We start from the raw sequence: 14,901 nt of genomic DNA, 5'->3' as shown, positions 1-14,901 counted from the left end.
GCGGGGCGATGGAATTACGGACGGAGGCGTCCGGTCCCGATATGTCCTCCACTCTTTGAACGCCGTTCCCCGGTGGTTCGGGAATGTTACCGCCGGTATCCGTTGTCCGCTGACCGCGTCCGAATGGGAGTAATGACGGCATGACCGCTGCGTACGAGGAAGTCGCGCATTCGTATCCCCGTATCCGCCGTGATGTCCTTTTCACCGAGACTCCGGACGGTGTCGTATTCCATAACGCCCACGGTGGATTCAATCTGCGGGGCAGATCGGCCTACCGGTTCGCCACGCTGGTCGTTCCCCACCTGAACGGGACGAACCGGGTCGAGGAGATCTGCGCGGGCCTGGGCGAGCGGCAGCAGGCCATGGTGGGTGAGCTGGTGGGCGCCCTGTACGGCAGGGGCTTCGCCCGCGACGTCCTCCCGGGCAGCGACGGCCTCGACGAACTGGCTCCCGAGGTGGCGGAGCGCTTCGCGGCGCAGGTCGACTACATCGACCACTACGCCGGGGAGGCCGGGAGCCGGTTCCGGCGCTTCCGCGACACCCGCGTCGCGGTGCTGGGCGACGACCCGGTGGCCCGGTGGTGCGCGCTGAGCCTGGTCCGCAACGGCTGCGCCGCGCTCGCGCTCCCGGCCGCCACGGGCCCGGGCGCCGACCCCTTCGCCGAGGCGCTGCGCGAGGTGACGGGGCTGGAGGGCGAGGGCTGTCCCGTGGAGGTCGTCCGGTGGGACGTGACGGGCGACGACGGCTGGGACGACCTCGCCGGCTACGACGTGGTCCTGACCACCGGGGCCCCCGGGGCCGCCCTGCGGCTGCTCGAGGCCGGGGTACCCGAGGGCGTGCGCCTGCTGCCCGCCTGGACCTTCGGCGACCAGGCGGTCGTGGGCCCGGTCATGACGGCCGGAACGCAGGGGTGCTGGTCCTGTGCCGCGCTGCGCCTGGGCGCCAACGGCGAGCCCGGCGCGGCCGCCGACCTGTGGAGCGCGGTGCGCCTGGACGACCCCGAGCAGGCGGAGCAGGGGCGGATCTCCGGTCCGCCCGCGGCGATGCTCGGCAACCTGCTGGCGTACGAGGTGTTCCGGCTGGTCACCGGCGTACTCACCCCGGAGACCGAGGGACGCCTGGTGCTGCAGGACCTGGACTCCCTCGACGTGGTCACCGAACCCCTGCTGCCGCACCCGCGTTGCCCGTTCTGCCGGGAGGACGAGGAACCGGCAGGCGAGGACGCGCTCACCGTCGGGGACCTGACGGGCGGACAGGACCTGCGCGAGACCGGGCCCCGGGAGGTGACGCCCGAGGCCGACGCGGACGCGGCCCTGGCCGCGCTCGACGCCCGTTCGGTGCTGACCCACCCGCGTGCCGGGGTGTTCGGCGCCTTCACCGACGACGGATGGGAGCAGACCCCGCTCAAGGCGGGGACGGTCAGGCTGGCCGTGGGGCACGGCGACCCGCGCGAGATCACCGCGTTCGACGTGCACCACGTCGCCGGGGCCCGGCTGCGGGCGCTGTACCGGGCCGCGGAGGTGTACGCCGAACACGTCGTCCCCCAGCGGGGGGTCGTGGCGGGCGCCGCGCTGGAGGTGGCGCGCGAGAAGTGGCCCCTGCTGGCCCCGGCCGCGCTGGACATCGCCTCGGGCACCGGCGCGACCGCGGACGCGGTGCGCGCCTGGGTCCCGGCCGCGTCCCTCGGCGAGGCCCGTACCGCGCTGGTGCCGGCGGCGGCGGTGCGGACGTTCGGCGGCCACAACCACGAAAGGCTGTTCGTGCCGACCTCCGCCGGGTCCGCCGCGGGACCGTCCCCGTCGCGGGCCGCGGTGCGCGCCCTGTACTCGGCGGTGGCCTTCCACACGCTGACCGCCGCGCTGCGGTCCCGCTGCACCGTGGCCCTGACGGGCCCGCAGTGGGCCGCCGACGACGCGGAGGTGGTCTTCCTGCGCCGTTCGGCGGCGAACCTCGGGCTGGCGGCCGAACTGCTGGAGCTGGGCGGCCCCGGCGGCGCCGCCCCGGTGATGTTCGCCCGCGCCGAGGACCCGCACACCGGACGCGTGCTCTGGGCGGTCGACGCCGCCCCCACCCCGCGCGAGGGCGCGGTCGGCGCGCTGCGGGACCTCCTCGGTCAGGTGCAGCTCGGCCGGGACGAGGCGCCGGCCGCGCCCCTCGACACCGGTGACCCCTTCCTGGGGGACCTCGACCCCATGGCCGTCGCCGTCACCGGGGAGGCCGGCGAGGGCGGCACGGCGGCCGCCGACGGCGCCGAAGTGCTGCGTTGCCTGCGGGAACGCGGCCTCGACGCCCTTGTCGTCGCCACCGGTTCGGCCGACCTGCGGTCGGCCGGTGTCCACGTCGCCCGGGTCCTGCTGACGCGCGGGGCCGTGGATGCCCTCTGACGTGAGCGTGCGGCCGCCCGCCGCCGGCGTCGTGGAGGGGCTGCTGGGCGACGGCCTGCGCCGCCACCCGGGTGCCGCGGCGCCGCCGCGGGTCACCTTGCTCGGCTTCCGCGACGAGCAGCGGGTCCCCGCCGGTGAGGCGCCGGGCTCCGCCGCGCCGGTGCACCTGTACGGTCACCACGCCCTGGTGGGACCGGTGACCGGCACGGACGGGGCGGCGGCGTGCACGCGCTGCCTGGCGCGGCGGTGGCAGGCCGTACGGCCCGGAATCCTGCGCGACGCCCTCGAACTCGGGTCCGACACGCGGCCGACGGGGCCGTGGCCGTTCACCACCGCCTTCGCGATGGACGCCGTCGCCGCGCTCCTCGCCGCCGCCACGGAGCCCGCCCGGAGGACGGGGACGGCGGGCCGCTATCCCGTCGTCCACCTCCTGGACCTGGAGAGCCTGGAGGTCAACCGGGCCGTCGTCGTCCCCGACGCCGAGTGCCCGGACTGCGACCGGCGCGTCCCCGACTCCGCCGAGGGCGCGACCCTCACGCCCCGCAGCGTGCCCAAGGCGGATCCCTCCGGCTTCCGCGGCCGGCCGATCGAGGCGTACGACCTCCCGCTGGAGGCCTTCGTCAACCCGGTGACGGGGATGCTGGGGCCGTCGGTGGCCCCGGATCTGACCTCGGCGTCGACCGCCTCCACCGTGGGCGCCTTCACCCTGCGCTCGGGCGCGTACCTGCGGGAGTCCTACTGGGGCGGCCACACCGGCAGTTACGCCCGCAGCGTGCGGGTCGGGGTGCTGGAGGGCATGGAACGGCTGGCCGGGATGCGGGCCCGCGGCAAGCGGACCACCGTCGTGGCCCCGCTGACCGCACTCGGCGACGACGCACTCGACCCGCGGACCTGCGGGGTCTATTCGGACGCCTTCTACCGGGCCCAGCACATCGTGCGGCCGTTCGCGCCCGACCGGCCGATTCCGTGGGTGTGGGGGTACTCGCTGCGCGACCGGCGCCCGCTGCTGGTCCCCGAGGTGCTGGCGTACTACCACGCACCCGGCGGCCTGGAGAACCGCTTCGTGCAGGAGAGCTCCAACGGCTGTGCCTCCGGCGGCAGTCTGGAGGAGGCCGTGCTCTTCGGCCTGATGGAGGCCGTCGAACGGGACGCCTTCCTCATCGCCTGGTACGCCGGGCTGCCGCTGCGGGAGATCGACCCGGCCACCAGCGGCCGCGGCGCTACCCGGCACATGGTCGACCGGCTGGCGATGTACGGCTACCGCGCCCGCTTCTTCGACACGCGGATCACCTTCCCCGTCCCTGTGGTCACCGCCGTCGCGCAACGCGTGGACGAGGGCACGGGTGCGCTGTGCTTCGGTGCCGGGGCGGCCTGGGACCCCGAGGCGGCCCTCGCCGCGGGCCTGTCGGAGATCGCCACCGACGCCGTCAAGCTGCGCCGCCGCACCGAGCGGGACCACGACCGGCTGGCCGCGATGGCGGCGGACTTCGGCACGGTCCACGTGCTCCACGACCATCCGCTGATGTACGGGCTGCCGGAGATGGCCCGGCACGCCGCCTTCCTGCTGGACCGGGAGGAGCGGGCCGCGACGGCGCCGCTCGCCGTGGCCGACCTGCGGACCGGCCGCCCACCGGCCGCGGACCTGCGCGAGGACCTGGAGGCCGCCGTGGCCGCGGTCACCGCGCGCGGGTTCGACGTCGTCGTGGTGGACCAGACGATGCCGGAGCAGCGGGACGCCGGCCTGCACACGGCCTCCGTCCTGGTGCCCGGGCTGGTCCCGATCGACTTCGGCTGGCACCGCCAGCGCGCCCTGCACATGCCCCGGCTGCGCACCGCCCCGCGCGAGGCCGGGTTCACCGACCACGACCTGCGGACCGACGAGCTGAACCTCGCCCCGCACCCCTTCCCGTGAACCGCCGCCCGCGCACAACGGCAGGACAGCCGCCGACAGAGAGGACCGGACATGGGGCACACCCATGAGTACGCGACCGCGGTGATGCGGCGCGGCAGGGTCGCGATGGAGCCCGCCGACTTCGTACCCGACTGGGTGGACCGGCCCAGGAAGGAGAAGTTCTACCCGGGCGCCGAGCGCTTCCCGCTGCCCGACGGGGACTTCCCCGACGACGCGGGCGTCGGCCGGGGCCTGTCCGGGCCGCACGGCGACGCCCCGTTCAGCCTGCCGCTGCTGGGTGGCATGCTGCGCGATTCGTACGGGCTGGTCGGCCGCCGCCTGGCGGTCCAGGCCAACACCGACCTGGGCACGCTGCCGATGTACACCCAGGCCAACTGGTCGCGGGGCACGGCCTCCGGCGGCGGACTGTACCCGGTGGGGGTGCACTGGGTCAGCGGTGCCTCCGGCCCGATGACACCGGGCGTGTACCACTACGCGCCCTCGCACCACGCCGTGCACCGGCTGCTCACGGGCGACGTGTCGGGCGAGGTCCGCGCCGCGGTCGGGGACGCCCGGCTGCACCGGGACACCGACCAGTTCCTCGTCCTCGGTGTGAAGTTCTGGCAGAACTCCTTCAAGTACAACAGCTTCAGCTACCACGTGGTGACCATGGACACCGGGGCGCTGTTGCAGACCTGGCGGATGTGGGCGCAGGCCCGCGGGCTGCGGATCGACCCGGTGCTGTGGTTCGACGAGCCGCGCTTGGGCCGGCTGCTGGGGGCGGAGGCGGACGACGAGGGGGTGTTCGCCGTCGTGCCGCTGCGCTGGGACGGGCCGGCCCCCGCGGCCGCGAGCGCGGTGGTCACCTCCGGGGTCCGCCGGGTCGAGCAGGAACGGTCACGGCGCGTGCTGGCCTTCGAGACCGTGCGGCAGGTGCACCGCGCCACGCTCGACGGCGCGTCGGTCCGTCCGGCGCCGGACGCGCTGCAGGACGCGGCGGCCCCCGCCGTGCCGCCCGGCGGACAGCGGCGACCGCTGCCGCCCGCCGCACCGATGGAGCTGAGCGTGCGCCGCGCGCTGCGGGAGCGGCGCAGCAGCTTCGGGCGGTTCACCGGCATCCGTCCGCTGTCGGGGGAGCATCTGGCCGCCGCGCTGGAGGCGGCGGAGGCGGGTGCGGCGCTGGCGACCGACGTCACCCCGGCCGGGAGCCCGCGGCTGGCCTCGCTGTACGTCTTCGTCAACCACGTCGAGGGCGTCGCGCAGGGCGTGTACGCGTACGACGGCGGGACGGGGGAGCTGAGGCTGCTGAAGCAGGGATCGCCGGGCGCCTTCCTGCAGGCCCACTACTTCCTCAACAACTACAACCTGGAGCAGGCCGCCGCCGTGATCGTGCCGGCCGTCCGCACCCACGCCGTCCTCGACGCCGCCGGGGACCGGGGCTACCGGCTCGTCAGCGCCGCGATCGGCGCGGCCGCGCAGGCGGTCTACACGGCCACCGCGGCTTCGGGCACCGCCTGCGGTGTGGCGCTCGGCTTCGACAGCGTCGCCTTCGCCGAGGAGCTCGGGCTCACGGGCACCGGGGAACTCCCGCTGCTGCTGATGCTCGTCGGCCACGAGCGGCCGCGCCCCGCCGACTTCCGCTACGAGCTCGTGCCGTCGGCGCGGAGCCGCGACGCACGGGGCGAGCAGGTCGGCCGGGAGGACGGGGCACGGTGAGCATCTCACTCGAACGGCCCGCCGCCCCGCGGGCGGCGGCCCTTTCCCCGCGCTTCATGCTGCGGCTGGCCGGTCTGCCGGTCGAGGCCGCGCAGCGCCTGCGCAGCGCGGACGCGCGCCGGTGGGCCGACCACGTCCTGGACGAGGAGCACCGGCTCGCCGAGGCCGGCGCCCGGCTGAGCGACCCGCTGGCCGCGCTCGTGGCGGACAACGAGGACGACGCGATGCGCCGCGAGGTGCTGCGGCTGCGCCGCGCCGTGTTCAACAACCGCCTCCCGCAGGACGGGCCGGGCGCCCTCGCGCTCGCTGCCCGGCTGGACGGCCCGACCGGCACGGAGCTGCTGGCCTGGTTGCGCGCCCGGCAGGCGTGGGAGCAACAGCGCGCTGCAGGCGCGGTCGTACTGGCGGATGCCTTCGCCGAGGGACGCGCGGAACTGCGCCGACTGGCAGCCGGGGAACAGCTGCGGACGGGGCTGCTGCTGGCCTCGCCGACCCTGGACGGGCAGCTCGACGCCTACATCCGCGGCGACGCGGCCGCGGCCGGCAAACGGGGCCGGAAGATCGAGCGGTCGCTGCTCGCGTACCTCTACCGCACCGCCTGCAAGACCAGCCCGTTCAGCACTTTCACCGGGGTCGCCGTCGGCGAGTTCCGGGCGGACGGCGTGGACGGCGCGGACGCCTCGTCCGGCGGGAGCGTCCGCGTCGCCGAACGCTGGACCGGGCACGCCCGGCTCAACGTCGTGGTGCTGCGGCGGCTCGCCGAGGCGATCGCCGCCGACCCCGGGCGCCGCGGCGACCTGCTGGTCTCCCTGGCCTCGGGCTGGGAACTGGACGACGAGCGGGTCCGCTTCGTACGGCGTTCGGTGACCGCGGGCGACGACTCCGCCGCCGTCAGCTTCGACGCGGCACGCGACCGGCTGTTCTTCCTCCGCCGCAGCGGCGTCCTGGAGGGTCTGCTCGGCCTGCTGCGCGAGCGGACGCGGCTGCGCCACCGGGAGCTGGCGGCCTGGCTGCGCACGGAACGCGGAGCGACCGCCGAGGACGCCGAGCGCTACCTGTCGGCGCTGCTGCAGCTCGGCATGGTGCAGCTCAACTCCCTCCACCCGGACGTCCACAGCCGCGACCCGCTGCGGGACTTCCAGGAGGCGCTGCGCGAGGTCGGCCGGCCGTGGGCGACCGGGCTCGCCGAGCGGCTGGAGGGGACCGCGGCCGGCGTCGCCGCGTACGCCGGCGCGCCGCTGGACCGGCGGCGCGAGCTGCTGACCGGCTTGCGCCGCGAACTGCCCGCCGTCGTGGAGTCGCTGGGCGCGTCCACCACGACGCTGCCGCAGACCCTGCTGTACGAGGACGCGCGCGCCGCGGACGGGCCCGTCACCGCGGACCTGCGGCAGTGGACGGAACTGGCCGAGGGCCCGCTCCGCTCGCTCGCCCGCGTGCTGCCCGCCTTCGACGTCTCCCTGGCGCAGCGGCTGACCTTCAAGGGCTTCTTCCTGGCCCGGTACGGCCGGGGCGGCCGTTGCGACGACCTGCTGAGACTGGTCCACGACTTCCACGAGGACCTGTTCGAGCAGTATCTGCTCTTCACGTCCCAGCGCCCGCCGCACGACAGCCGGGAGGGCCACCAGCCGGAGGAGAACTGGCTGGGCCTGCCCCAGATCACCGCGCTGGACCGGGCCCGCGCCGCCTTCGTGGAGGGCATGCGGGAACGCTGGCGGAACCGGGACGCGGACGCGGCGGAACTGCGCGTCGACGAGGAGCTCGTCGACGCGGTCGCGGGCGAACTCGCGCCGCTCCCGGGCGGGTTCGCCCCGCAGAGCCACTTCGTCCAGCTCGCCGACCGTGCCGTGGACCCGCTGGTCGTCCTCAACGGGTCCTACGGCGGTCTGTGCTTCCCCTTCACGCGCTTCACCCACTGCTTCGACACCGCCGGGGACTCCCCCGGTCTGTCGGAGCGACTGCTCACGACGCTGCGCGCCGCGCAGCCCGAGGGCGCGGTCTTCGCCGAGATCACCGCGGGCTCGGCGACCACCAACCTCAACCTGCACGGCCGCCTGACGGACTACCAGATCCTGTGCCCCGGGGAGACCGGTTCGGCGCCGCCGGAGGGTCGCATCCACCTCGACGACCTCTTCGTGGAGCACGACACCTCCGAGGACCGGCTGGTCGTGCGCTCGCGCAGGCTCGGCAAGGAGGTGATCCCGCTCTACCTGGGCTACCTGGTGCCGATGGTGCTCCCCGAGATCCCGCGCACCCTGCTGCTGCTCTCCCCCACCTCCAAGACGGCCCTCGACGTGTGGACCGGCGTCCCCGAGGCGCCCGCCGTCGACGGGGTGACGACCCGGCCGAGGGTCCGCCACGGCTCCGTGGTGCTCAGCCGGCGCCGCTGGACCGCCGACGCCACGGCGCTGCCGCGGCGTCCGGCCGGGGAGGACGACGCCGGCTGGTTCCTGCGGTGGCAGCGCTGGCGCCGCCGGCACGGCGTCCCCGCCCGGGCCTTCGCGACGGTACTGCCCGGCGCCGCAGCACCCGCGGGCTGGGCGGGCGGCTCCAAGCCGCATTACGTCGACTTCGACAGCCCGCTGTCGCTGCTGGCCCTCGAGGGCCTGGTGAAGGACCCCGAGGGTCGGGTCGTGCTGGAGGAGATGCTGCCGGCCGAGGACGACCTGCACGTCACCTCGGACCGGGGCCGGCACGTCGCGGAGCTCGCGGTGGAGCTCTTCCCCACCGGCCCGGCACATCCCGTACCCGACGAGGAAGGACATGGTGAGCGGGCATGACCTCACCCGCCCGGACCGGCCCCGCGGCCCCCGGCAGCCCCGGCGCGCCCGGCGACTGGCAGGCCCTGCACGTCTTCTACGCGGCGAGCCCGCGGCCGTTCCTCCTGGACTGCGTCAGGCCGCTGGTCGACGAACTAAGCCGGGACGGGCTGCTCTCCGGCTGGTTCTTCATCAACTACTGGCTGCAGGGTCCGCACGTCCGGCTGCGGCTGAAGCCCTCGTCGGCGGCCGCGGACGCCGAGGTGCGCGACCGGGCGCTGGCCGCGGTGCAGCACTTCCTCACCACGCGCCCGGCGCTGTACGAGGTCAAGGCCGGTTTCCTCGCCGACCTCTACAACACCCTGTTCGAGCTGGAGTACCCGCAGGAGCAGCGTGAGAGGCTGCTCGGCCCGGACGGCCGGATGCTGCTGCGGGACAACAACTCGGTGAGCTTCGAGCCGTACGAGCCGGAGTACGGCAAGTACGGCGGCCCGGCGGGAGTCGCCCTGGCGGAGTGGCACTTCCAGCGCTCCAGCGACCTGGTCATCGAGGCGCTGCGCACGATGAACCTGCACGTCCGCACGGTGCTGCTGGGGACGGCCGCGCAGCTGATGATGGTGATGTCCGCGTCCTTCCTCGACGACGACGAGGAGCTGGCGCACTTCCTGGAGCGCTACCACGCCTTCTGGGACGGCGCCTTCTCCGAGACCAACTTCACGGCCCGCAAGGGCTACGACCGTGCCTACGAGGACATGGGCGCGGAACTCGGCCGCCGCTTCACCGCCGTCAGGGCGGCCATCGCGGGCGGCGCGGAGGAGGAACTGCCGGCGTTCCTGCGGGGCTGGGCGCTGCACTGCCGCGAACTGGCCGGGCGGGTGCGGCAGCTGGCGGCCGGCGGCGAGCTGGTGTTCCGGCGCTGGAGCGGGGGCGATGAGTTCGGCATCGGCGACGAGCGGCACGCGCTGGCGATGCTCATGTCCCCGTACATGCACATGACCAACAACCGGCTCTCGGTGACCATCCGCGACGAGGCGTTCCTCGCCTACGTGCTCGCCCGCACCCTGCGCGAGGGCGCTGCCGCGGCGCCGGGAGGGACCGGATGACAGCTCCCGGCATGCTGGAGGCGCGGCCGCGGCGGCGCCCGGACCTGCGCGTCGGCCCCGCGGTGCTGCGCGGGGCCGTGGAGATCCACCCGGTCAAGGACCCGGTCAGCGGCCGCCGTCACGAGCTGCGGGCCAAGGAGTTCTTCGTCCTGGACCACCTCGACGGCGAGCGCACCCTGGCCCAGGTCGGCGACGCGTACGCCACGCGTTTCGGGGCCCGTCTCGGCGAGGCCCAGTGGCGGCAGTTGCTCGGCCTGCTGTACGGGCGGCAGCTGCTGGCCGGCGCGGAGGCCGCGGCCCCGGCGGGGGCGGGCGGACCGGCGGGCGGACCGGCACCGAAGGGCGCGCTGACCGGCCGGTCCACGGTGCTGAACGGGCACGTCCGCATGGTCTCCGACGCCGGGGCGCTCATCGAGGACCTGCACCGGCGCACCGCCTTCGCCCGCACACCGCTCTTCCTGGGCACGGTGGTGCTGCTGGTGTGCGCGATGATGATCCATTTGGCCGCGGAGTTCGGCACACTGGTGCGCGACATGAACCAACTGGCCCACCACCCGCCGCTGTTGATGGCCATGGGCGTCGGACTCTGGGTCAGCATGGCCCTGCACGAGCTGGCGCACGGCCTGGTGGGCCGTGCCTTCGGAGGCACCGTCACGGAGATCGGGCTGCGCTGGCGGCTGCCGGTGACGTACATGTACTGCCTGGTGCAGGACGTGCCGTTCTTCGCCCGGCGCCGCCACCAGGTGGCGACCGCCGCCGCCGGACCGGCCATGAACCTCGCCCTGCTCCTGCCGCTCTGGCCGCTGTGGACGTGGGCACCGCCCGGGGCCCTGCACTCCGCGCTCGGCGGGGCGCTGCTGGTGGGCCTGGTCTTCGCGTTCGCCAACCTCGTGCCGCTGTCCCCGCTGGACGGCTACAAGCTGCTCGGGTACGGCCTGGGCGTGGAGCAACTCGCCGCGGGCAGCCGCGCCTACCTGGGTGCCGCCGTCGCGGGCCGGTTCGGCCGCGGCCCGGGCGCCGGCGCCTACCCACCGCGGGCGCGTGCCGTCTACACCGCGTACGGCCTGCTGGCCGGGGCCCTGACAACGGGGGCCGCCGCGCTGCTCCTGCTCTGGGCCTCCAGGACACTGGCCGACCGCTACGGCGCCGTGGCCGGCTCGGCCCCGGTGCTCCTCCTCCTGGCCGCCGTCGTGCTGTGGCGGCTGGGCCTGGCCGCGCGCGCCAGGCGTGTGCAGCACACACCGCCGGACGGGGACCAGGCCGCGCGGGAGTCCGCGCGGCCACCCGGGACCGCGCCTGCCGTGACCGCGGATCCGCCGCGCGTCCCGGCCGGCGACGACCATCACCCAGCAAGGGAACCAAGGGAACAAGTGATGACGCCAGTGCAACCGGCCGCCGAGGCCGTGGTGATCGACGACGTGCGCAAGCGCTACGGCGACGTACAGGCCGTGGACGGGGTGTCGCTCACCGTGCGCCGCGGGGAGTTCTTCGGCATCCTCGGGCCGAACGGCGCCGGGAAGACCACGCTCATCGAGATGGTCGAGGGACTGCGCCGCGCCGACGGCGGGAGCGTGTCGGTGCTCGGCTCGTCCCCGTGGCCGCGCAACACCGGCCTGCTGCGGCGGCTCGGCGTCCAGACCCAGGCCTCCGCGTTCTTCACCCGGCTGTCCGCGCTGGAGCACCTGCGCACCGTCGCCACCCTCTACGGCCTCGGCCCCGAGGCCGCGGACCGCGCGCTGAAGGAGGTGGGCCTGACCGAGCAGGGCAACGCCCGCGTCGACGACCTGTCCGGTGGACAGCGCCAGCGCCTGGCCATCGCCACCGCCCTCGTCCACGAGCCCGAGCTGATCATGCTGGACGAGCCGACGGCCGCCCTCGACCCGGAGGCCCGGCGCTCGCTGTGGAGCCTGCTGCGGGGCCTGAAGGGCGAGGGGCGCACCATCGTCCACACCACGCACCACCTGGACGAGGCCGAGGCCCTCTGCGACCGGGTGGCGATCATGGCCCATGGCAGGGTCATCGCCCTGGACACGCCCGCCAACCTCGTCCGTTCGCTCAAGGCGCCGACCCGCGTCCTGGTGCCCGCCGACCGCATCTCCGTAGAACGCGCCCTGGCCATCGAGGGCGTGGAGCGCGCCGAGGTGGAGAACGGCGAGGTCGTCATGGAGACCCACGTCGCCGGCCAGGTGATCGTCGCAGTGAACGAGATCGCCGGGGCCGACGCGGTGCAGACCCGCACCGCCACACTGGAGGACGCCTACCTCGCCCTGACCGGATCGGAGCACTGACGTGAGCGCGTACGCCGCACTGACCCGGGCCAACTACCGCGCCGCGGTCAGGGACCGGACCACCGTCTTCTTCACCTTCGCCTTCCCCCTGCTCTTCCTGATCGTCTTCGGCCTGATCTTCAAGGGGCAGACCGTCCAGGACGACGGCCCCCCGTACATCGACTACATCGCCCCCGGTGTGCTGTCGTGGGGCGTCGGCAACGCGGCGATGTTCGGCGTGGCCTTCACGCTGATGCACTGGCGCCGCGACGACATCCTGCGGCTGATCTGGCGCACACCCGCCTCCCTGTCGTCGGTGCTGGCGTCCCGTTACGCCGTGGCCGTCGGCGTGGGGCTGGCGCAGGCGGCGCTGTTCATCGGCGTGGCGCTGCTGCCGATGTTCGGGCTCCACCTGGCGTCGGGCTGGCCGCTGGTGATCCCGGTGCTGGTGCTCGGCATCACCGCGTTCATGGCGCTGGGGCTGGTCGTCGGGAGTCTCGCCGACACGCCCGAGGCCGTGGCGGCGATCGCCAACTGCATCATGGTGCCGATGGCGTTCCTGTCCGGTTCGTTCTTCCCGGCCGACCTGATGCCGGGCTGGGTGCGCGACCTGTCGCTCGCCCTGCCGCTGCGCTACTTCAACGACGGCGTCCTCGGCGTGCTCTCCGACACCCACCACGGCAGCGCCTCCGACTACGCCCTCGCGTGCGCCGGACTCATCGGATTCGCGGCGCTGTTCGCGCTGATCGCCGCCAGGACCTTCCGTTGGAGCAGCCGCGGATGACCGCCGACCTCGCCCCCACGACGGCGCCGCCCGCGGCGCTGATGGACACCGCGGCCCGCGCGCTGCGCGAAGCCCTCGCCGGACGCCACCCCGCGGCGCCGCCCCTCGTGGTGCCGCTCGGCACCGCCGACACCCTCGGACCCGGGCGCGATCCGCACCACGCCGAGCGCCCGGCCGCCACGATCCACCTCACCTGGGACGCCGTGCTCATCGGCCCCTGGCGCGGCACCGACCCCGCGGAGCGGGCGTGCGGCCAGTGCCTGGCCATGCGCTGGCAGCGGCTGCGCACCCGTTCGGAGCGCGAGGCCTGGGAGACCGGCACGGCCACGCGGGCGGCGGGCGACTGGCCCGCCCTGCCGGGCTACGTGGTGGACGCAGTCTCCTCCCTGTACGAGCGCGCCCTGACCGCCGGCCCGTCCGGGCCGCTGCCCCGCGTCACCCGGCTGGACCTGGCGACCCTCCAGGTCACCTCGGTGCCCCTGCTGGGCGAGCCGCTGTGCCCGCACTGCGTCCCGGAGGACGGGACCGCGGCGGCGGAGCCGGTGACGGCCCCGGTACCCCGGCCCAAGCCGTCCCCGGAGACGTACCGGCTGCGCTCCCCGCGCTCGTACGCGCTGCCGGCCGACGCGCTGGCCAACCCGGTGTGCGGGGTCCTCGGCGCCACCACCTGGACCGACGTCAAGTCGCCGACGACCGCGCCGGTCGCCGGGAGCGTCTTCATGCGCGGCTACGCGGGCCTGACCGACGTCACGTGGAGCGGCCAGGCCAACTCCTTCCGGGCCAGCCGCGACCTGGCGTTCCTGGAGGGCCTGGAGCGTTACGCGGGCACCCACCGGCGGCGCCGCGGGCCGCTGCTGACCGAGGCGTACGACGTGCTCGGCGACCGGGCGCTGGACCCGCGCGAATGCGGCCTGTACGCGCCGGAGACCTATCGCAACGACCCGATGCTGAGCCCCTTCGCGCCGGACCGCCCCATCCCGTGGGTACGGGGCTGGTCGCTGCGCGACGAGCGGCCGGTCCTCGTCCCGGCCCGGCTCGTCCACTACAGCGCGGGCCTGGCGGCGGACAACTTCGTCTTCGAGTGCTCCAACGGCTGCGCGATCGGCAGCTGCCTGGAGGAGGCGGTCCTGTTCGGGCTGCTGGAACTCATCGAGCGGGACTCCTTCCTGCTCGGCTGGTACGGCAACGCCCGGCCGACGGAGATCGACCTGGGCTCCTGCACCCGCGGGGCCACCCGCGCCATGGTCGACCGGGCCGCCCTGCAGGGCTACGACGTGCACGTCTTCGACAGCCGTGTGGACCTGCCGGTGCCGGTCGCCACCGGGCTCGCGGTGCGCCGCGACGGCGGGCCCGGCACGCTGGCCTTCGCCGCGGGGGCCGCCTTCGACCCGGAGACCGCCGTGGAGTCGGCGGTGGCGGAGATCCTCACCTACATCCCCCACCTGCCGGGGCAGGTCCGCGAGCGCCCGGAGGAACTGGCCGCCATGGCGCGGGACTTCGGTCTCGTCCGGCGCCTGCCCGACCACGCCGCGCTCTTCGGGCTGCCCGAGATGGCGGAGCACGCCGCGTCCTATCTGCGGCCGGCCGCCGTACGTCCGCTGGGCGAGTTGTACGCGGACTGGGAGCGGCGCCTGCCGCGCACCGGTGACCTCCTCGACGACCTCATGCTGTGCCGGGACGCCCTCACCGGGGCGGGCTTCGACGTGATCGTCGTCGACCAGACGACGCCGGAGCAGGAACGGATGGGGCTGCGCACCGTGTCCACCCTGGTCCCGGGGCTGCTGCCGATCGACTTCGGCTGGACACGTCAGCGCGCCCTGCACATGCCCAGGCTGCGCACGGCGTTCCGCCGGGCCGGGCTGCGGGGAACGGACCTCGGCGAGGACGAACTGCGGCGCGTCCCGCACCCGTTCCCCTGAGCCTGCCCCGCCCGCACCGAGCACGGCAAAGCCCTCTGCGCGGCGGCGCGAGCCGCGGCGCAGAGGGCGATGACCAGGATC

At 74.8% G+C, this 14,901-nt stretch carries 8 protein-coding genes; all 8 read left to right on the top strand.

Going from position 1 to position 14,901, the window contains the following annotated elements:
* Nucleotides 1-140 precede the first annotated feature (140 nt).
* The 8 genes from OG937_42650 (at nucleotide 141) to OG937_42615 (ending at nucleotide 14,820) form a co-directional block, all read left to right on the top strand.
* Nucleotides 141-2,384, top strand: coding sequence for a TOMM precursor leader peptide-binding protein (locus tag OG937_42650; GenBank protein WUD77940.1), 2,244 nt, complete (start codon nucleotides 141-143; stop codon nucleotides 2,382-2,384).
* Nucleotides 2,374-4,296, top strand: coding sequence for a TOMM precursor leader peptide-binding protein (locus tag OG937_42645; GenBank protein WUD77939.1), 1,923 nt, complete (start codon nucleotides 2,374-2,376; stop codon nucleotides 4,294-4,296). Before OG937_42650 ends, OG937_42645 begins: the two co-directional genes overlap by 11 nt.
* Before the next feature lie 51 nt (nucleotides 4,297-4,347).
* Nucleotides 4,348-5,991 (top strand): nitroreductase family protein, encoded by a 1,644-nt coding sequence (locus OG937_42640; protein ID WUD77938.1) that lies wholly within the window; start codon nucleotides 4,348-4,350, stop codon nucleotides 5,989-5,991.
* 56 nt (nucleotides 5,992-6,047) lie between these two features.
* Nucleotides 6,048-8,768 (top strand): lantibiotic dehydratase family protein, encoded by a 2,721-nt coding sequence (locus tag OG937_42635; GenBank protein WUD79060.1) that lies wholly within the window; start codon nucleotides 6,048-6,050, stop codon nucleotides 8,766-8,768.
* A complete protein-coding gene (locus OG937_42630) occupies nucleotides 8,765-9,850 on the top strand; it encodes a lantibiotic biosynthesis protein (GenBank protein WUD77937.1) in 1,086 nt (361 codons plus the stop codon). Before OG937_42635 ends, OG937_42630 begins: the two co-directional genes overlap by 4 nt.
* 1,373 nt (nucleotides 9,851-11,223) lie before the next feature.
* Nucleotides 11,224-12,138, top strand: a complete 915-nt coding sequence (locus OG937_42625; GenBank protein ID WUD79059.1) for an ABC transporter ATP-binding protein — start codon at nucleotides 11,224-11,226, stop codon at nucleotides 12,136-12,138.
* A gap of 1 nt (nucleotide 12,139) precedes the next feature.
* Entirely contained in the window at nucleotides 12,140-12,901 is a 762-nt protein-coding gene (locus OG937_42620; GenBank protein ID WUD77936.1) for an ABC transporter permease, read from the top strand.
* Nucleotides 12,898-14,820 carry a TOMM precursor leader peptide-binding protein gene (locus tag OG937_42615; GenBank protein ID WUD79058.1) on the top strand — a complete coding sequence of 641 codons (1,923 nt, stop codon included), beginning with the start codon at nucleotides 12,898-12,900 and terminating at the stop codon, nucleotides 14,818-14,820. The genes OG937_42620 and OG937_42615 overlap by 4 nt, the downstream gene beginning before the upstream one ends.
* The last annotated feature ends 81 nt before the right edge of the window (nucleotides 14,821-14,901 follow it).

It is taken from the genome of Streptomyces sp. NBC_00510, from assembly GCA_036013505.1.
Lineage (GTDB): Bacteria > Actinomycetota > Actinomycetes > Streptomycetales > Streptomycetaceae > Actinacidiphila.
The sequence above is the reverse complement of the archived record's forward strand: the minus strand, read 5'-3'. Positions and strand labels throughout refer to the sequence as shown.

Coding starts and splice junctions, on each gene's coding strand:
- OG937_42645 (WUD77939.1), top strand. CDS start 2,374: ATGCCCTCTGACGTGAGCGTGCGGCCGCCCGCCGCCGGCGTCGTGGAG.
- OG937_42625 (WUD79059.1), top strand. CDS start 11,224: ATGACGCCAGTGCAACCGGCCGCCGAGGCCGTGGTGATCGACGACGTG.
- OG937_42650 (WUD77940.1), top strand. CDS start 141: ATGACCGCTGCGTACGAGGAAGTCGCGCATTCGTATCCCCGTATCCGC.
- OG937_42630 (WUD77937.1), top strand. CDS start 8,765: ATGACCTCACCCGCCCGGACCGGCCCCGCGGCCCCCGGCAGCCCCGGC.
- OG937_42640 (WUD77938.1), top strand. CDS start 4,348: ATGGGGCACACCCATGAGTACGCGACCGCGGTGATGCGGCGCGGCAGG.
- OG937_42615 (WUD79058.1), top strand. CDS start 12,898: ATGACCGCCGACCTCGCCCCCACGACGGCGCCGCCCGCGGCGCTGATG.
- OG937_42635 (WUD79060.1), top strand. CDS start 6,048: ATGCTGCGGCTGGCCGGTCTGCCGGTCGAGGCCGCGCAGCGCCTGCGC.